This window comes from Anseongella ginsenosidimutans (assembly GCF_008033235.1).
Classification (GTDB): domain Bacteria; phylum Bacteroidota; class Bacteroidia; order Sphingobacteriales; family Sphingobacteriaceae; genus Anseongella; species Anseongella ginsenosidimutans.
Genome location: NZ_CP042432.1, coordinates 3,521,925 through 3,540,940 on the forward strand (window position 1 = coordinate 3,521,925; position 19,016 = coordinate 3,540,940).

At 48.8% G+C, this 19,016-nt stretch carries 14 protein-coding genes and 2 pseudogenes; 6 read left to right on the forward strand and 10 right to left on the reverse strand.

From position 1 onward, the window contains the following. Window positions 1-2 precede the first annotated feature (2 nt). Both FRZ59_RS14670 and FRZ59_RS14675 read right to left on the reverse strand, forming a co-directional pair. Window positions 3-1,193, reverse strand: a complete 1,191-nt coding sequence (locus tag FRZ59_RS14670) for an ATP-binding protein (RefSeq protein WP_132128564.1) — start codon at window positions 1,191-1,193, stop codon at window positions 3-5. 152 nt (window positions 1,194-1,345) lie between these two features. After that, the gene (locus tag FRZ59_RS14675; RefSeq protein WP_225975077.1) at window positions 1,346-3,001 is read right to left on the reverse strand and encodes a hypothetical protein; all 1,656 of its coding nucleotides are present in this window, start codon (window positions 2,999-3,001) and stop codon (window positions 1,346-1,348) included. Between the two features lie 293 nt (window positions 3,002-3,294). Between FRZ59_RS14675 and FRZ59_RS14680 the strand changes: the two genes are divergently transcribed. Continuing rightward, the gene (locus tag FRZ59_RS14680) at window positions 3,295-4,329 is read left to right on the forward strand and encodes a phosphotriesterase family protein (RefSeq protein ID WP_132128565.1); all 1,035 of its coding nucleotides are present in this window, start codon (window positions 3,295-3,297) and stop codon (window positions 4,327-4,329) included. A 29-nt stretch (window positions 4,330-4,358) separates the two neighbouring features. Here FRZ59_RS14680 and mnmE read toward each other — a convergent pair whose 3' ends face one another. The 6 genes from mnmE to proS form a co-directional block, all read right to left on the reverse strand. Then, entirely contained in the window at window positions 4,359-5,744 is a 1,386-nt protein-coding gene (gene mnmE, locus FRZ59_RS14685) for a tRNA uridine-5-carboxymethylaminomethyl(34) synthesis GTPase MnmE (protein ID WP_132128566.1), read from the reverse strand. A 12-nt stretch (window positions 5,745-5,756) separates the two neighbouring features. Beyond that, complete coding sequence (locus FRZ59_RS14690) at window positions 5,757-6,281, reverse strand: YdeI/OmpD-associated family protein (protein ID WP_132128567.1); 525 nt, start codon at window positions 6,279-6,281, stop codon at window positions 5,757-5,759. Between the two features lie 8 nt (window positions 6,282-6,289). Then, window positions 6,290-7,204: a TIGR02757 family protein gene (locus tag FRZ59_RS14695; protein ID WP_132128692.1), complete on the reverse strand. Its 915-nt coding sequence runs from the start codon at window positions 7,202-7,204 to the stop codon at window positions 6,290-6,292. A 307-nt stretch (window positions 7,205-7,511) separates the two neighbouring features. Continuing rightward, window positions 7,512-8,654 carry a cystathionine gamma-synthase gene (locus tag FRZ59_RS14700; RefSeq protein ID WP_262709594.1) on the reverse strand — a complete coding sequence of 381 codons (1,143 nt, stop codon included), beginning with the start codon at window positions 8,652-8,654 and terminating at the stop codon, window positions 7,512-7,514. A 93-nt stretch (window positions 8,655-8,747) separates the two neighbouring features. Continuing rightward, the gene (locus tag FRZ59_RS14705) at window positions 8,748-9,464 is read right to left on the reverse strand and encodes a hypothetical protein (RefSeq protein WP_132128569.1); all 717 of its coding nucleotides are present in this window, start codon (window positions 9,462-9,464) and stop codon (window positions 8,748-8,750) included. 2 nt (window positions 9,465-9,466) lie between these two features. After that, on the reverse strand, window positions 9,467-10,936 hold the full coding sequence (gene proS, locus FRZ59_RS14710) for a proline--tRNA ligase (protein ID WP_132128570.1): 1,470 nt from the start codon (window positions 10,934-10,936) through the stop codon (window positions 9,467-9,469). A gap of 111 nt (window positions 10,937-11,047) precedes the next feature. On the opposite strand from proS, the gene FRZ59_RS14715 reads away from it, so the two are divergent. From FRZ59_RS14715 to FRZ59_RS14725, 3 genes are all read left to right on the forward strand, one after another. Next, window positions 11,048-11,947: a hypothetical protein gene (locus FRZ59_RS14715; protein ID WP_132128571.1), complete on the forward strand. Its 900-nt coding sequence runs from the start codon at window positions 11,048-11,050 to the stop codon at window positions 11,945-11,947. Between the two features lie 102 nt (window positions 11,948-12,049). After that, on the forward strand, window positions 12,050-13,543 hold the full coding sequence (locus tag FRZ59_RS14720) for an OmpP1/FadL family transporter (protein ID WP_132128572.1): 1,494 nt from the start codon (window positions 12,050-12,052) through the stop codon (window positions 13,541-13,543). A gap of 36 nt (window positions 13,544-13,579) precedes the next feature. Then, on the forward strand, window positions 13,580-15,493 hold the full coding sequence (locus FRZ59_RS14725) for a menaquinone biosynthesis decarboxylase (protein ID WP_132128573.1): 1,914 nt from the start codon (window positions 13,580-13,582) through the stop codon (window positions 15,491-15,493). Between the two features lie 138 nt (window positions 15,494-15,631). On the opposite strand, the pseudogene FRZ59_RS19520 reads toward FRZ59_RS14725, so the two are convergent. Together FRZ59_RS19520 and FRZ59_RS14740 are read right to left on the reverse strand one after the other, a co-directional pair. Then, window positions 15,632-16,734: pseudogene (locus FRZ59_RS19520) on the reverse strand (fatty acid desaturase family protein). 33 nt (window positions 16,735-16,767) lie between these two features. Further along, window positions 16,768-18,150: an NfeD family protein gene (locus tag FRZ59_RS14740; RefSeq protein WP_132128575.1), complete on the reverse strand. Its 1,383-nt coding sequence runs from the start codon at window positions 18,148-18,150 to the stop codon at window positions 16,768-16,770. 198 nt (window positions 18,151-18,348) lie between these two features. Here FRZ59_RS14740 and FRZ59_RS20030 point away from each other — a divergent pair. Further along, window positions 18,349-18,429, forward strand: a pseudogene (locus FRZ59_RS20030) (hypothetical protein); the annotation flags it as partial. A 336-nt stretch (window positions 18,430-18,765) separates the two neighbouring features. Further along, window positions 18,766-18,990, forward strand: coding sequence for a hypothetical protein (locus FRZ59_RS19180; protein ID WP_225975078.1), 225 nt, complete (start codon window positions 18,766-18,768; stop codon window positions 18,988-18,990). The last annotated feature ends 26 nt before the right edge of the window (window positions 18,991-19,016 follow it).

Sequence of the window (19,016 nt, forward strand, 5' to 3'; positions counted from 1 at the left end):
CGTTAATATAAAAAGCCAAATAACCATAAGGGGATTTTCTGCAGAAAACCATGTTCAATGTCATCAGCAGCGATAAAGCCATTGACTATTCCCCGAAGCTGCTCAGCAGATTTATCCTTCCCCCCGATTTCAAAAACATATTCGTTATCGACGAGAAAGTCGCCCTTTTCCGGAAAGAGCAGCTGGTGTTGGTGATCCAATTGATTGGCAAAAAATGTTTCGCGTACGTTTCCGATATTTGCATTGCCCAGTATATAGGCAAGATTTGTATTTTCCAGATATATCTTATCTGGCTTCTGTAAACGACTGATGCCCGAGGCGGAGCGGAAAAGGTTACGTGTAAGTCCGATTTCCTGCAAATAATGCAAGTAAGACAGCAAGGTAGCCCGGTTGATCCCGATCTTTTCGCTGATTTTGCTCACATTTGGTATAAACGGAGCCGATTCTGCTATAATGAGCAGCAATTGTTTGATCTTGCGAATATAGCCTATATCCATTTGCCGGAGCAAAGGCAATTCTATCTCAAGCATCATATTGATAACTTCTTCTACTCGCCTGGCATACAAATCAGCCTCTTCCTGGTAGTAAGGATAATATCCGTTTTTTAGATATTGTGAGAAGTATTGTAAAGGCTTTATCTTCTTCAATACCATCGCCGACAAAGAAGAATGGTCGTGAATTATTGTCTCCAACTGAAGCGGGTCAAAGTAAACACCCTGTTCAATGGCGAGGTATTCACGGAAAGACAATCCTTGCATGTAATATATCACCGCTCTACGGCTCAAATCTGCCCTGGCATTCAATATCTCCAGTAGCGATGAACCCGTGAAGACAACTTGAAGCATCGGATGATCATCATAGATGTTTTTCAATTCTTGAGACCAGTCAGGATATTTATGCACTTCATCGAGGAACAGATGGGTTCCCCCTCTTTTCACGAAATCTTCAGCCAGATCAACTAACTTATTATTACTAAACCATATATCGTCAAGACTTACATACAATGTACTGTTTATATTCTCTCCTAAGTACAATTTTATATACTGGAGCATTAGCGTTGTTTTACCTACGCCCCTTGGGCCCTTTATGCCGATTAGGCGTGCCTTCCAATTGATGGCAGATATACTGCTTCTTACGAATTGCGTGGATATATGGGCAATTTTTTGTTGAAATTTTTCAAACAACTTCTCCATATCTGTTTATTACAATAAGCAAATATACCATATTTTGTTTACTGTACTAAACAAAATGCCGATATTTTGTTTAGTAGAATAGCAAACACTTACTTTATCAAACACATTATAAGTTCTATGAATGCGGGGCGGCTTGCTGGGTAATGCGATTTCTATTCAGCACTTATTTTCACATCCTTAAACAAATACATATTATCACTCACCCGAAGTTTCTTGCCGCTTTCGATGGTTATGTTTTTGAGGATGACTTCCTCGGTTCGTATATGGGGATATTTTTCGACGTAGGAATCGTCGGTCATTTTGGGATTGAAATTGGCAAAGATGGCCGGACCGTGGTAATCTTCCGGATGGTTGGAATCATCGATGTGCAGGTTTTCGATGATGATCAGCTCCGGCATATAAGTGGTATAGCCGAAATTATGCTGTCCGGAATTGGAGCCTCCGATAAGTATGGGGGTGGCCGTTCTGCCGCCTGCCGGTATGAACACACAATTCCGGATGATAAATTTTCCCTGCCAGGTACTGCCATAATCCGGGCGGAGATTGATGAGGCTTCTGCCGTTAAGGGTGGAATTTTCAATGAGAAAAGTTCCGCTGCCGATCGCGTTTATTCCCATATGCCCGAGCGTGGAATTGCGGATAGTGGCATTGGCCACACCCATATGAGCGTCAAAGCGCGAAAAGGTGCAGTGATCCAAAACCAGGTTTTTACAGAAATTGGAGCCCATAATCCCCCAGTAGGTTGGGTCGTTAATATCATTTGTCTGGCTGCAATGTTCGAACGAGATATTGAGAGCCCGGCTGAGAGAAATGTCGTAGCTGCCCATGGAGACGGGGACACCTGCCGATCCGATGGTCCGGTAGGTTTTATGGCCGGTCAGGATACAGTTCCGGACGGTTACATTGGCGCAATCTCGAAAATTAAGGAAGCCGCCATATGGCGCGCCGTGTTCACCTTCCCCGGTGATGCGGTGTACGAGCCCCTCCACCAGGACGTTGGAGCGCCGGATAGCGATTCCACGGCTGTAATAAGTATACTTTGACTCTGCTCTGTTAGCTATGGTAGTAAATTTTCCTCCTTTAATGGTTAGCCTTGTCTGGTCAATGGGAATTGCGGTGATGTCCGTTATTTTATCGAAGTCCCAGATGATCGGCGCATTCATGTCCACATTGCCGACTTTGTCAACGATAAATATATCCGTCTGCGATGCGCCGTTATTTTGGTTCGGCCCAAACCGGATGTACCGTTTTACGAATGAATTGGTGACAGTGATCAGACTGGGGCCCGGTAAAGGAACATTTATTTTCTCCTGGTTCTTTTTAAGGGAGGATATCCCCCCAGGGGTGAAAGGAAGCAGCGTGGAACTCACCAGGAACACATGCAAGTTTCGATCTTTGACCTCGGTATCGTCAATGATAAATTCGGCGGTTCCAAAATCGGTTTCTGTTTGAATGACCGCTGTACGGGCCTTCCCGCCAATGTAGTAGCTTGCTCCTTCATCAGCTTTCACCGGTAAGCCCTCCTGATTCGCAAAGGCATGTGCCGCCGCAATGGCATCGATATCGTCGGTTTTACCATCTCCTTTGGCGCCGAAGTCACTATACCGGACATACCCGTTTTCTTTAAATTTCAGGAGGTCCTTTTTTGAAACGTTAATCTGCAATCCCCCCGTTTCAGTCGTCCGGACCCGGGTTTTCTCATTATTTGAGGTAATCACCACGTTTTCCTGCGGGTTGTTGGCCTGCCCCGGGGCTATACCCGATATACTGGTAAGCAGGAAGAAAAGTAAAAGCCAATGTTTCATCATTTAAGAACAATTTTAGATAATAAGCTGATGACTAAATATCTTTATAAAACCGGGAATTCTCATTATTTCCCGCTGCAGGATTTTATTTATTTGACATACAGCAGGTTATAGAGCCATTTTATAGCACGATATATTGAACGGATGATGTAAAACTTCCTGCCGACAGCCGGTGTTAGACGATCTTAGATCGCTTAGAGCCTTGTCCGTGATGAAGAAAGCACACAACGCAATAAATCGCGTTTGCAAAAGCTGCCGATTTGTAGCATATTCGATTTGTACTATGCATGGAGGCCATGAAGCGACGCGTTTTCATCCAAAAAGGATTGCTGGCCACGGCTCCGCTGGCCGGCCTTGACCGGTTTCAGTTGTTGCGGCCGCCGGACCATGTCGTCACCGTCAACGGCCCCGTTCCTACCCGCAAACTCGGTTTTATATTATCGCACGAACACATCCTGGTCGATTTCATCGGCGCAGACCAGGTCAACCCGATGCGCTATGGGCAAGACGAGGTGTTCGACACCATGCTCCCTTTTTTGGAAGATGCTCGCCGCCGGGGCGTACGGACTTTCGTAGATTGTACGCCGGAGTGGCTCGCCCGCGATGCCCAACTGCTTAAACGGTTGGCCGATGCATCGGGCTTGCATATCATCACCAATACCGGCTATTACGGAGCCGCAGGTGAAAAATACCTGCCACCGCATGCGTACACGGAAACCGCGGAGCAACTCGCCGAACGATGGATTTCCGAATGGCGGAACGGCATCGACAATACGGGAATCAAACCGGGCTTCATCAAAACGGGAGTAGACCGCTACCCGTTGTCGGCCGTGCAGCGCAAACTTATGAGGGCCGCTGCGCTCACCCACCTTGAAACGGGACTGACCATCTTTGTACACACCGGTGATGGGCGGGCCGCACTCGAAGAGCTGACGATTATCACCGACACCGGCGCGGCACCGGAGGCATGGGTATGGACGCATGCGCAGAGCGAGCCGGATAGAGCCTTGCATCTCCAGGCAGCCAAGGCAGGAGGCTGGGTGGCCTTCGACGGCCTGTATCCGCAATTGGCAGACCGCTATGTGGCTTTCCTGCAAGACATGAAGGCTCGACGCCTGCTACACCGCGTCCTCATCTCACACGATGCCGGGTGGTACGAAGTAGGAAAGCCGCGAGGTGGCATGATCCGTCCCTATGTGTCCGTTTTTGAAGACCTCATTCCAGCCCTGAAAAAGGCGGGGTTTACGACGGCTGAGCGGCGTCAACTGTTCGAAACAAATCCTGCGGAAGCACTCACCATCCGGATCAGGAAGACGCCCCCTCAATTCTGAACGCATTGCGTTCAATCGGGAGAGCAAACCTACTTCCCGATACAAAACTTCGAAAAAATACTATCCAGCAAATCCTCGTTACTGATGCTTCCCGTGATTTCTCCCAGGTAATGAAGCGCCTGCCGGATCTCAAATGCAAGCAGTTCACCGCTTACCAGTTGTTCCATCATTTCCAGGGCGTTTGCGAGCGCTTCGTCCGTGCGTGTGAGGGCTTCGATGTGCCGGATGTTGGAGATGATCGTTTCATCGCTGTCCAGCCGGGCGGCCTGGGCCTTTTCTAACAAGGCATCAGTAAGAATCGTTATATTTTGCTGTTCCCTGGCGGAGATCAGCAACAAATTTTCGGCGAATGAATAATCCGAACGTACTTTTTCGCTTTCAAGCAGGTCTATTTTATTGGCTACTGCCAGCAGGTTTTCCGGCTTGGCCATGTGTGTGCGGATCTCGTCCAATATCCCTCCCAGCTCAACCGGTGAAACTTCACGCGGATCAAACAGGTACAGCACAATGGCTGATTGTTTGATCTTCCCATAGGCACGCTCCACTCCTATTGCCTCGATTTTATCGGTAGTTTCGCGGATGCCGGCGGTATCAATGAAGCGGAAACGAATGCCGCCGATGACCAGTTCGTCTTCAATAATATCGCGGGTGGTGCCGGGAATATCGGAAACGATTGCCCGTTCTTCGTTCAGCAATGCATTCAGAAGGGTGGATTTACCCGCGTTGGGTTTGCCGGAAATGACGACAGGCAGGCCGCTTTTAATGGCATTGCCTAATTCGAAAGAGCTGATCATCCTGCCAAGTTCGAGCCGGATTTGATGCACCAGGCTGCTCAGCTGCTCGCGGTTTGCAAATTCCACGTCTTCTTCGGAAAAATCGAGTTCCAATTCTATCAGGGAGGCAAATTGGATGAGTTGTTCGCGCAATTGCTGCAGTTTCCCGGAAATGCCGCCGCGCAATTGCTGCAGGGCTACGCGGTGGGATGCACCGGACGTGGAAGCAATGAGGTCGGCAACGGCTTCGGCCTGCGAGAGATCCAGCTGGCCGTTAAGGAAAGCGCGCTGAGTGAATTCGCCGGGCTTTGCGGCGCGGGCTCCCTCGCGGATAAAAAGCCGGATAAGCCGGTCAATAATATAGGGCGAAGCGTGACAGGACACCTCTGCTGAATGCTCTTTCGTATAGGAACGAGGAGCAATGAACAGGCTGACCAATACTTCGTCTATCAGCGTTTCGCCATCATTGATCGTACCCAAATGCAAGGTATGAGAGGGCTGTTCTTCCAGGTTTTTCCCATGGAAGACCTTATTGACAATGCGAATTGAATCAGGGCCGGAAAGGCGGATAACGGCAATGGCGCCGGTGCCGGCGGGGGTGGCAAGGGCCACGATGGTATCATTTTGAAAGTCTTGTTGCATGCGCTAAAATATTCAGATTTCCCCGCTTTGCCGGCGGGCTTTATCACGGCGGATCATCGCCCCGAAGTCCAGTCCCAGTTCCATGGCTTCTACTGTCATGGCGATGCGCCTGGTGCGGGTGGGCTCGGTTTTCGCGCCGTTGATCCAGTTGATGAAATAGTTGCGGTTGGCTTTATTGAACTTCATGAAATTTTCAAGGAGCCTTGGATCTTCGGCCAGGCAAATTTCCAGGTCAGCCGGGATGATGATTTCAAAGTCGGTATCTTCTTCCACGCTTAGGTGCAGCATATCCCCCAGCCTGGCTTCCAACGTTTTCCGGATACCGGCATTGACGGCCAGAATAAAACCGCCGCCACCAGTAGGAATAAGGCCAAGGCCGGCGAATTCATGGCCGTTAATGGTCCCCCGGATTCTGAAAAACTGCCTGTTGCCTGCTTTGATCTCCTGAGCGGTGGCTTCGGGTATCAAAATGTAGAACCAGCCGGTCTTTTCCCCGTTCTTTTCGAAACGTGCTATTTCCGCGCTGAATTGTACCATATCTAGGATTAAATTTCGCCGGCTACACCCATGCCGAAAAGGGCGAAATCATATTTCACCGGATCGGAAGGATCCAATTTCCGCAAATTCCTGGTTAGTTCCAAAGCCGTCTGCCAGCCTCCCCGCGGGCGCCGGATCAATTCCAGCTTCCGGGCTACGCGTTCTACGTGTACATCACAGGGACAAATAAGCGATGCCGGAAGAATCTTCGTCCACAACCCGAAATCAACTCCTTTATCATCTTTCCGCACCATCCACCGAAGAAACATGTTCAGCCTTTTACAGGCCGAATCGCGCTCCGGAGCTGGTATATGCTTCATTGTGCGGCGTGGAAAATCCTCCAGGCTGAAGAACCTCCGGCGGAAGGCATTCAAACAGGCTTCCATGGGCTCAGAACCACCGGATCCCGTTTCATTGGAATCTCTTTCACCGGGATTTGGTTCACCAGAAGCTGTTTTAAAGGAACCTGTTTCACCCGATTCAGTTTCATTCGAATTTGTTTCGCCGAGAGCTGCTTTACCAAGATTCGTTTTTCCGGAACCTGTTGCACCAAACGATGAAAAACTGCCGGTAAAAGCTTCTTCCAAACTATCGAACTCCGCATAATGACGCCGGAAGAATTCAATAAAATAAAGGGTGTCGGTCGCATTAAAGGTCCGGTGTTTAAAGCCCAGCAAACGTTTCAGATCAGATTCCTCGTGCTGCGTAATAAATTCATAAGGAGTACCGTCCATCAGCCCGATCAGTTCCCTGCACTTGGCAATGATGGTTTTCCGCTGCCCCCAGGCCAGCACAGCCGCCCAAAACCCCATGATCTCAATATCCTGTTTCCGGGTAAACAAATGCGGAATACAAACCGGGTCATTCTCAATAAACCCAGGCTGATTATACTGTTCCACCTTCGCATCCAAAAACCCCTTCATCCCCTCAATCCCCCATTACGCAAGCCCCCGGAAATCAAAACATCACTTCTTATCATTCGAAACCTTAAACCATTGCAAACCAACTACGCGAAGCAAAAAAACTAAAAACTTTAAACTTTAAACTGTTGCGAAGCACCCTCGAGAAGCACTAAAAACTTTAAACTAAAAACTTTAAACTTTAAACTTTAAACTTTAAGCTGTTGCAAAGCACCCTCGAGAAGCACTAAAAACTTTAAACTTTAAACTAAAAACTTTAAACTTTAAACCGTTGCGAAGCAACTTCTCGAAGCAACTTCGCGAAGCAACTTCAAATAAGCGCCTGTTCCAAGTCCCCGATAAGGTCCTCAACATCTTCCACCCCAACACTAAGCCGGATAAGCCCATCCGTCACTCCGCTTTTCAAGCGTTCTTCCCGGGGAATAGCCGCGTGGGTCATAGAAGCCGGATGTCCCAGTAAGGATTCGACTCCGCCCAGCGATTCTGCCAGTGAAAACACCTTGGTGGCGCTTAGTACCCGCATCGCATCTTCGATCCGGTCGCCTTTCAGGCTAAAAGAAAGCATTCCGCCGAAATCCCGCATCTGCCGGCGGGCGACATCATGATTGGGGTGATCGGGCAAGCCTGGCCAATAAACCTTGCTCACCGCAGGATGCTCGTTTAAAAACCGCGCTACCGCGGCGCCGTTCTCGCTATGCCGCTGCATGCGCAGGTGCAGGGTTTTAATGCCTCTCAGCACCAGGAAACAATCCTGGGGGCCGGGAACAGCTCCGCAGGAGTTCTGGAGGAAGGCAATGTCCTCCGCCAGTTTATCGTCGTTGCAGACAAGAGCGCCCATTACCACATCAGAATGACCCGCCATATATTTCGTCAGCGAATGCATTACCACATCAGCGCCAAGATCCATCGGCGTCTGCAGGTAGGGCGAAGCAAAGGTATTATCTACGGCCAGCAACGCCCCGCATTGCTTTGCAATCGCGGATATGGCGGCTATATCGTTAATTTTAAGCGTTGGATTCGTAGGAGTTTCCACCCAGATCATCCGCGTGCGTTCGTTCACAAAACTTTGCACCGCGGAAGCATCTTCCATCCCCGCAAAATGGAACCTGATCCCATATTTTTCAAACACTTTCGTGAAAATACGATAGGTCCCGCCATAGAGATCATTGGTGGCAATAACCTCATCGCCGGGGGACAGCAGTTTCACCAGGGTGTCAATAGCCCCCATCCCGCTGCTGAAGCAGAAGCCGTGCCTGGCGTTCTCCAGGGCGGCAATATTATTTTGGAGCTGGTGGCGGGTGGGGTTCTGCGTGCGGGAATATTCATAGCCCTTATGCTCCCCCGGAGCCGCCTGTACATAGGTAGAGGTTTGGTAAATCGGGGTCATAATGGCACCCGTGGAAGGATCGGGAAACACACCCGCGTGAATGGCTTTTGTTCCGAATTTCATGATTCTGTTTTTTTGACGGCCAGCCGCAATACTGCTGCGAGCCCGTTATCCTAAAGGTAGCTCCTTAAATAAAGGCTGACCCTCATAGCCCCGCCTTTATTTGACACCTGCCTGGGCGCTGAATTTATAACCCAGCTGCTTATCGGTTTGGTAACCGGAATTCGCATACTGAAGTTGTTTGTCCATCAGGCTGATGGCTTTTATATGTTCAAAATCAGGAGCTACCAGGTCAAATTCAATGCTATGATTGATGGCCAGTTCCACGATATTATCAATCACCAGCTTGTCTAAAACGCTTTCGCTGAAGTCCTCGTACAGGAAGGAGAACTGGCCCCGTCCTTCTACAAAAAAATGGCGCTCCTTGTTAATGAAAATACGCGCAACCAGGTAACCCGTATCGTTCGTACGGTTATATTTGATGGAATCAGCCAGGAAATTGTGAATATGGATCACCCCGCAGTAAGCCTTGGAATTATCCTCTTTTACATAACCCGTTTTATGAATAAAATGAGCAGGATTCACATAAAACACATTGCTATGCATAGAAACGATCAGTACGTCGCTTCCAAATTTCAGCATGGACTCAAACTGGTTGATCTCCCTTAATTCGATCTCCACATCCTTCACTTCGGCAATATCGTCTTTCAGCTTTCCACTGATCATCTCCAGGGAAGATAGCAATTCCTTGTAAACCTGGCAGACCTCCTTGTAAACGGCTTGTTTAAGGGCGGCCCGGCCTTTCAGATTTTTCAGGATTGCTTCGTAGTTTTCGTCGCGGATCTTCTTTACCAGCGCTTCTTTTTTTTCAGTCATGCTTAATATGCTTTGGCGAATATTACTCGTTGTTCCGAAGGCTTACCGGTAAGGATGCATTTCCCTTTTTCCTTCGGGTTGTTCAATGGAATACAGCGAATAGTGGCTTTTGTTTCCTCCTTAATACGTTGCTCGGTCTCGGCAGTCCCGTCCCAATGCGCCATAATAAAGCCCCCTTTTTCTTCCAGCAGCTGCTTGAATTCGTCATAACTATCCGCCGGGCGCGTATTGGCATCCCTGAAATCTTTAGCCTTTTTATAAATATTCTGCTGGATCTCTTCCAGCAGCGCGGCAACTTTAGCCGGAGTTTCTTCCATGGAAACCGTCATTTTTTCCCGGGTATCCCTGCGGGCAATTTCTACGGTTCCTTTTTCCAGGTCACGTGGCCCTATGGCAATCCGGACCGGAATTCCCTTCAATTCATACTCGGCGAATTTAAAACCGGGACGCTGTTTGTCGCTGTCATCGTATTTTACGCTGATGCCTTTGCTTTTCAGGGCTTCCATAATCTTTTCAACCGCTTCGCTGATGGCGCCGATCTCTTCCGCTTTTTTGTAAATAGGTACGATCACCACCTGCAGGGGAGCCAGCCTCGGCGGAACAACCAGGCCATTATCGTCTCCGTGCGCCATGATCAAAGCGCCCATTAAACGGGTGGATACCCCCCAGGAAGTAGCCCATACATGGTCCAGCTTCCCTTCACGGTCAGTAAACTTCACATCAAAGGCCTTTGCAAAGTTCTGGCCCAGAAAATGCGATGTGCCTGCCTGTAGCGCTTTTCCATCCTGCATCAGGGCTTCAATGCAATAAGTTTCCAGCGCGCCGGCAAAACGTTCATTGGGCGTTTTTATGCCTTTCAGCACGGGCATGGCCATCCAGTTTTCCGCAAAATCGGCATAGACCTCCAGCATTTGCTCGGCTTCCTTCACCGCCTCATCACGGGTAGCATGGGCGGTATGGCCCTCCTGCCAAAGGAATTCCGCGGTGCGGAGAAATAACCGGGTACGCATCTCCCAGCGTACTACATTGGCCCATTGATTCACCAGTACGGGCAGGTCTCGGTAGGACTGGATCCATCCGCGGTACGTGTTCCAGATAATTGTTTCAGATGTCGGCCTGACGATCAGCTCTTCTTCCAGCCGGGCATCAGGATCCACGATAATGCCTTCGTCGCTGTCTTTGAGCCGGTAATGAGTTACTACTGCACATTCCTTGGCAAAGCCCTCTACATGCGAGGCTTCTTTCGCTAAAAAAGATTTAGGGATAAACAAGGGAAAATAAGCATTGGAGTGCCCGGTATCCTTGAACATTTTATCCAGGGCGCCCTGCATTTTTTCCCATATGGAATAACCGTACGGTTTTATCACCATGCAACCCCTCACTGCCGAATGCTCGGCCAGGCCCGCTTCGTCCACCAGGTCATTATACCATTGGGAATAATCCTCCTCCTTGCTCGTCAAAACATTTGCCATAAATCTGCGCTATTATTGTATGTATGTATAAAAAATGTTATATTTAATCTTACCCGTAAACGGAAACAAATTTATAAATTTAAGCGTTCTTACATCAGATATAGTTTAGTCATGAAAAAGTTAGTCTACATAACAGCAATTGGCTCTCTTTTACTCGGTTCCTGCGCTGCACCAAAATTAGCCAAAGAATCGGTGGATGACGATTTTTACGGAAAAGAATATACTCCGGAGGAATCTTACGCATCCAATGTATCAGAGGAAGCCTACGAAGAGGATGAATACGCGTACAGGAGAAGTTATGACGATAGTTATGACGAAAATTATGAAGAAGACTCCTATTACAACAGCTATACGCACCGTTTGAGGAGGTTCCATTCTCCTTTCTACGGATTCAGCTACTTCGATTATTACGACCCGTTTTATTACGACCCCTGGCTGAGGCCCGGTTTTGGTTTAGGCCTGAGTTTAGGGTTTGGAGGATATTACGGAGGTTACCGCCCTTGGGGGTATTATAGTTATTCCCCTTATTTTTATTCCCCTTACTATTATAGTACGCCTTATATGGGCTATAATTATGCCTCATATGGAGGTTACTGGGGAGGATATCATCCGGGTTATTACTATAGCCGCCCGATCTACCGGCCCTCAAACGGGACTTACAACCGTCCCCGGCCGCGCGTAGGCTCCGTCAACGACGGGAATTACAGCCGTCCGAGGCCCGGAAGCGGGACTATTTCGGAACGTCCTTCTTCAAGGCCGCGTCAGACGACCCAGCCGGCAAGAAGGCCTTCCTCATCAGCCGACCGGCCAGCCGCACGCCCCGGGTCCACCGAAAGGCCGCGTACCGAACGCGCTGCGCCGCCAAGAGAAACGTCCAGGCCACAGGCAAGACCGCGCCCGCAGAGCAGGCCGACTTATTCACCGCCGCCAAGAAGCAGCTCACCGCGTTCTTCTGGCAGTTCGGGGAGGTCCGGAGGCAGTTCAGGAAGTTCTCGTCCACGGCCAAGGTAATTAACGGTTCCGGCCATAATTGTCCTATATAAATACCCCGAAAGGATGCGTTAAAGGTTTGTCCTTTCGGGTTTTTTATTGAGCTAATAATTTGAAACACACATGAACTTTAAGCATATCAAAACGCTGGCAGCTCTTTCTTTTGCCTGTTTATCGCTGCCCGCCTTTGCACAGAATTACGAAGACGACGCCCTGGGGTATTCTCAATCGGAATTGATTGGGACCGCACGCATTCAGGCGATTGGCGGTGCGCAGGTTGCTTTGGGAGGCGATCTGGGTACATTCGGTATTAACCCGGCTGGGATTGCATTTTACAGGAGTTCTGATCTGGGGATTACCTTTAATTTTAAAAACGTTTCCAACAAAGCAACCTATTTGGACAGCAACACGGATGATCCGTTCAGCAAATTCACGGTACCGCAATTCGGCCTGGTGATCGCTAATGCGCGGAAGGAAAACGACGGCAGCTTCAACGGCCGCTGGAATAATTTTGCTTTCGGCCTCAGCTACATGAGAACAAATGACTTTAATAACAGGTACTCCTACCAGGGCTATAACGGAAGCAGTTCCATTACTTCTTTCTTTGCAGACCTTGCCTATAACAGGTACCAGGGCGACGAACTGCCTGATATCAATGATCCCTTCTACCTGGAAGACGTGGCTTATGCCGCGGGGATCATTGATGATGCGGAAATAGACGGACAGCCTACCTTTATCGGGCTGAGCGAATTCGGAGACCTCCAGCAATTCAGAGAAGTGGAAACCAAAGGCGGTATTTCGGAAACCAGCGTTACCCTGGGTGGAAATTATGGCAACCAGCTATTTCTGGGCGCGGCGCTTACTTATGTAAATGTGCGGCAGGAAAACGAGTCCTATTACACGGAGTACGATATAAATGACCCTTCCTACCCGTTCGACATTACCTCGTTCGATTATGTCAGGAATTACGAACAGCGGGGAGCAGGATTTAATGCGAAGCTGGGAGCGGTTTATCTCCCTGTTAAGGATGTCCGCATAGGACTCAGCGTGCAAACGCCTACTTTTATTAAATTCGAAGAGGATAATTACGATGAAATAGTCACGCTTGAAAGTAACGGCGAATCCTATAATTCCAGCATAGAAGGAACGTTTGACTATGATATCCGCACTCCTTTAAAAGTGAATGCCGGACTCGCCAAATTCTTCGGCGACCAGGGTTTCCTCTCAGCGGATGTGGAATTTGTGGATTATTCCCGGATCGATTTTGACAGTGAATTCCGTGATTTTAACAACGACATCAACCAGCGCGTTTCCGACCGCTTTAAAAATGCCGTTAATTTCCGTGTAGGCGGAGAGTACAAGCTGGACGCGATCAGCCTGCGCCTGGGCTACGCTTATTTCGGAAGCCCTTACAGCAATACAGAAGAAGATTTCTCCAGAAACTATTTCACGGGCGGCCTGGGTTACCGGTATAGTAATGTTTACGTTGACCTGGCCGGAATTTACAACCAGTCTACGACTACGCAAGTCCCTTATGAAGCCGGAGACCTGAGCCCGGTGGCAGATATTGACCACAATAAGCTCGGAATCATGCTCACCGTAGGAACTCGTTTTTAAGCTAAGAAAACCCGGCACAGCTCTTCTTCAAGTGAAATGGCATATAAAAATCTGCAACATTTTATTGACACCCTGGAAAAAAAGGGTGAATTGGTACGAATCAAAGAATATGTAGATCCCCGCCTGGAGATCACGGAGATCACTGACCGGGTCTCCAAAAAATACGGTCCGGCCCTGCTATTTGAAAATACGGGGACGGACTTTCCCCTGCTCATTAATTCCATGGGAAATTACAAGCGCATGTGCCTGGCATTGGGTGTCAAAAACATGGACGACGTTACCCGGGAAATTGAAACGCTTTTCAAGGAGCTTACCGGCCCCAAAGACAATATACTGGATAAACTCAAAATGCTTCCCAGGTTGGGGAAGATCGCTTCCTGGATGCCAAAAGTGATCTCCGGGAAAGGAGCCTGCCAGGAAGTGGTCATGAAAGACCCGGATATTACCCGCTTCCCGGTGCTTACCTGCTGGCCGGAAGACGGCGGGCCTTTTGTGACCTTACCCGTTATTCATACCAAAGATCCCCGTACCGGTATCCGGAATGTGGGGATGTACCGTATGCAGGTCTTCGGGCCGAAGTTAACGGCGATGCACTGGCACAAACACAAGGTATCCGCCAGGCATTTCAACGAATACAAAAAGCTGGGACAGCGAATGCCCGTAGCCGTTGCCCTTGGAGGCGATCCGGTATATACCTATTGTTCTACGGCTCCGCTGCCAGACAATATCGATGAATACATGCTGGCGGGCTTCCTCCGGAAGCAGCGGGTTGAACTGGTGCAATGCCTCACCCAGGACGTGCAGGTTCCGGCCGATGCGGATATTATTATTGAAGGATATATTGATCCTGAAGAAGATCACATCCTCGAAGGTCCTTTCGGGGACCATACCGGCTATTATTCGCTGGCTGACTATTATCCCAAATTCCATATTACCGCCATTACCCACAAGAAAAATGCGGTTTACCCCGCAACCATCGTAGGAATTCCTCCGCAGGAAGATGCCTGGATAGGGAAAGCCACGGAACGTATCTTCCTGGCCCCTATCAAAATGACAATGGTTCCGGAGATACTGGATATGGTGCTGCCGATGGAAGGAGTATTCCACAACCTGGTCATCGTAAAAATAAAGAAAGAATACCCGGGCCAGGCGCTGAAAGTAATGAATTCGCTTTGGGGAGCCGGCCAGATGATGTTCACAAAGATGATGGTCGTCGTGGACGGAGATGTGAATATTCATGATAACCTGGCCGTAGCCCGCCATATTTCGGCCCACGTGGACCCTGAAACGGATATTATCTTTACCCAGGGGCCAATGGATATTCTCGATCATGCCTGTACAAAACCTTCCTTCGGGGGAAAAATGGGCATTGACGCTACCCGCAAACTGGATGAGGAACTTCGCATAAGCGGGTATAAGCCCATCCCGCAAATTTTTGCTTCGGCTGATAAAGATGAATTAACCACGCTGTTTCCCGAGATCACCGGGATTAACGATAGTTTGCTGAAATACGGAATTTCCCTGGTCTTTGTTTCCGTAAAAAAGGAGCGGAAAGGCCAGGTAGCCGAGCTGAACGAAAAATTATTTAAACACGAATTTTTCAGGGAAATAAAAGTGGTCATTTACCTGGAACATACAGTTGACATAGCACACATCGCAGATGCTGTATGGCGCTTCTCCAATAATGTCGACCCGCGGCGCGACAGCTTTATAATCAAAGCGGCGGATGAACGTTCCGTGTCACATATAGGCCTGGACGGTACGCGGAAGACCAAAGAACTGGACGGATTTTCGCGTGACTGGCCTAATATCCTGGCGTCCCGTCCCGAAACCATTGAACACATCGATAAGCTATGGGATAAGCTTGGACTGGGAGAATTCATCTCTTCGCCTTCCCGCATATACCTTAAGCAGCTATACCGCGGCGGCGCCGTAGTGGAAGAAGACTAAAGGCTGCCAGTTCCCCTACGTACCTCCTTCGCATGCATGTGGATCCATGCAGGGCTCGCCCAGGCTCACATGCAGGACTCGCCCAGGCTCACATGCAGGGCTCGCATGCCGAGGCTCACTCCCTGGTTCCGCGCCGTTTCAGGCTTCTTCCAGGAGTGCCATATTCTCTTTGAAGCTATTTCTGCGCAGGAGCTTCCAGTGCGACATCAGCGCCTCTCCCAGAGAAAATGAACGGTACTCTATATTGAATTCGGCTGCGGTCTCCTTTAATATTTCGGTGAGGGCAGGATAATGAACATGCGAGACGTTTGGAAACAGGTGATGCACCACGTGGAGGTTAAAACCGCCCAGCAGAAATGTCACCAGGGATTATCCGCTGCATAATCGGCGGTGGTGATCAGCTGATGTTCCGCCCAGGTATGCGGCAGCCGGCCTTCTTCATCCGGCTGCGGAAATACCGCGTTTTCTCCCACATGCGAGGAAACAAGCGCGAATATGGTGACGAAACTGGTCGTAAAATGCATCAGCAGGAATGCCAGGAAAATAGTCCAGAAACTCACAGGGAGCAGCAGCACAGGTACCACCAGGATATATAACACATAGGTAATCTTTGCCAGTATCATCCCCGCCACCTGGTACCAGGGATAGCGAACATTCACTTTAGGGCCCAGCCTTTTCTCCGTAATATCTTTAAAATCCCTGTATATTAACCAATTGAGGGTGTATACGAAATACACCACCGGCATGTACAAATGCTGAAACCTGTGAAAGCTCAGAAAAGGACTGTTGTCGGCAATGCGCACAAGCGGCGACTGTTTTATATCCACATCCCATCCGAAAATATTCGGATATATATGGTGAGAATCAAGATGCCTGGTTCGCCATAACCTGTTGTTTGTACCGAAAAGTTCAAGGAACCAGGTAAAAATCAGGTTCAGCTTCCTGCTTTTGAAAATAGCTTCATGGGCGGCGTCATGAACCACATTAAGAAAGATAAGAAACATAAATAATCCCATTCCCATATAGGAAAGGAATACCCCCTGTTTGCTCTCAACATTAAAAAGAAGGTTAAAGTAGAGCAGAAAATAGGCAACAATGAAAGATAAAGCTTTTACCTTAAAATATAAGGTCGCTTTTTTTTTGAGGCCCTTATCCTCGAAGTACTGGTTTACTCGTTGCCTTAATACATGGTAGAAATCACCTGGAGCCTCTTTTTTAAACTTTACAGATAAAGTTTTCATTTACCGGAATTGAAAGTTTTAGTTAGGATAGAATTAACGTTTCTGCCGCACAAAAATACTAAAGGTTTCATGTTTTATTACCTCAATTTCTGTGCCTTTTACCAAAAAAGCACCTTCTGAAACAGCATCATAACGCTGCCCGTTAATCTCGATCTTGCCCGAAGGACGGAGATCGGTTACCGCCAGGCCTGAAAGGCCCGCCAGGTTATGGCTCTTTTCCGTTCCCACATAACCGTCTGAAGAGCGCTGTTCATCCATCAGGGATAGTTTTTTAAACATCCTGCTGGAAAAAATGTTTTTTCCAAATACAAAAGCAAGCACCGTTGTAATAACAATGGATGCCATCACGAGTAAAAGTGCATTCACAAGATTTCCTCCTCCTATTGAGAAATTAAAATAATCATTCAGAACAAGGCTGAAAGCCAGCCCGCATACGATAAAAAGGATTCCCAGTATCCCCGCTACGCCAAAACCGGGGATAATGAATAACTCAAGCACAAGCAGGGCCAGGCCTATCAGAAACAAGAGAATTTCCCAATTGGCAGCAAGCCCTTCAAGATACAGCGGCATAAAATAAAGCAATGCAGCTCCCACAGACACGGCAAGGGCAAATCCGATCCCCGGCGATTGCATCTCGAAATAAATTCCGCCGATAATAAGCATAAGCAGGATTCCGCTCACCATGGGATTTATCAGGAAGTCTATGAGGCGATCCATCCAGGTGATCTCCGGAACCACCAGCTCGTACTCTTCCAGGCCAGCCATATGCAACGCTTCTTCGATGCCGGAAACAATGCCGTCACAGTAATCATGCTTTAAAGCCTCCTCGCTCGTAAATGTCAGGACCTTTCCGGCCTGGATAATGCCGGGTATTTCAACTGCCGGGTCTACAAAGGCTTCAGCAATACGCGGATCGCGTCCCTGCACCTCGGCGGTGGCCCGCATCATGGAACGCATATAGGACTGGTATTTTTCGGGCATAATCTCCCCGGACTGGTTCACCACGCTCGCGGCCCCGATGGTAGCGCCCGGATGCATATAAATGCTGTCGCAGGCGAGCGCTATTAAAGCGCCGGCTGAAGCGGCATTATTGTTGATATAGACGATCACCGGGATCTCTGACTGCAGGAGGCGGGTTCGCATGGAATCAGCAGCGTCAAGCAAACCTCCATACGTATTCATATGGACAAGCAGATAAGAAGCGTTAACTTTGGGTGCTTCCTCAAAGGCCCTTTGCATTTTCCGGAGCGCGGCAGGGCCAATATTCTCCCTGATATCCAGCTGGTAAACAACGGGTACGCGTTGGGCGGCGCTATCCGGGGGAGACTGCGGGGAAGCAATTGACTGAATGCGGGCATGCCCGGAAAAACAACTGGATCCCGCCAGGAGCAAAAGGAACAACAAGGTCCGGTACATATGAATAAGGTAATTTTTATAACAAAAATAGGCATAAATGCTGAAAAAAGCTTTTCATAAGCAATTTGAGGGAATCATTTGGAAGATCCGGCCGGATGAGAGCGCCAGCCACCTGGCGCTGGAGGTGCGGAACACAGAAAAAAGATTGACTTCTTTCAGCTGTATCCGTACCACGGGGGGACATGGACGTTCGACGAACTGCAGCTTCAGGAACCTTGGTTCTGCGGGCTGGAAGGACTTGCTCACGGACATGCTTACCTTCATGGCTATCTGTCAGAAACGCTCCCGGAACACCGGGGTATCTTTGCCGTACGGCTTGAAAACGGGCAAATAGCCTGGGAGGATTATAATCTCGTTTTCAGCCATGCCACCGGCGAAGGCCTTATTGCATGGAACTATAAATCCGAACCGCGCCGTTATCAGCTGGTAGATCCGCAAACGGGAACAACGGTCCGGTCCTTTGCTTCGCGGGAAGAATCCGAACAGCTCAGCTCTCCCATTTCCGCGGCCGCCGTTTATCTTCCCTCCAAAGTAACCCTGGATGAGGAATGGCTGAGGCATCTGCCGCCGGACGCTTTGCCTGCCGCCGATCTCCTGCAATTCAATCAGCGATGGTTGCTGGCCTTCTATACCGCTGATGAAGGCGAAGAAACTGCTTCCCTTACGGAAAATAAAAAGATGGACCATCACCTGTATGTAATTAACAATGAACGACAGGTCATCCATAAAGATTTACTGGGCGAAGGCATACTTCAACCCGCTATGGATACGTTTTTCGTAATGGGGAACCAACTTTATTATATCAAAAGTAAATCAGAAATTCTGGCTTATTTCTTATAATTGCCACAGAAGAGAAAAGAGAGGTT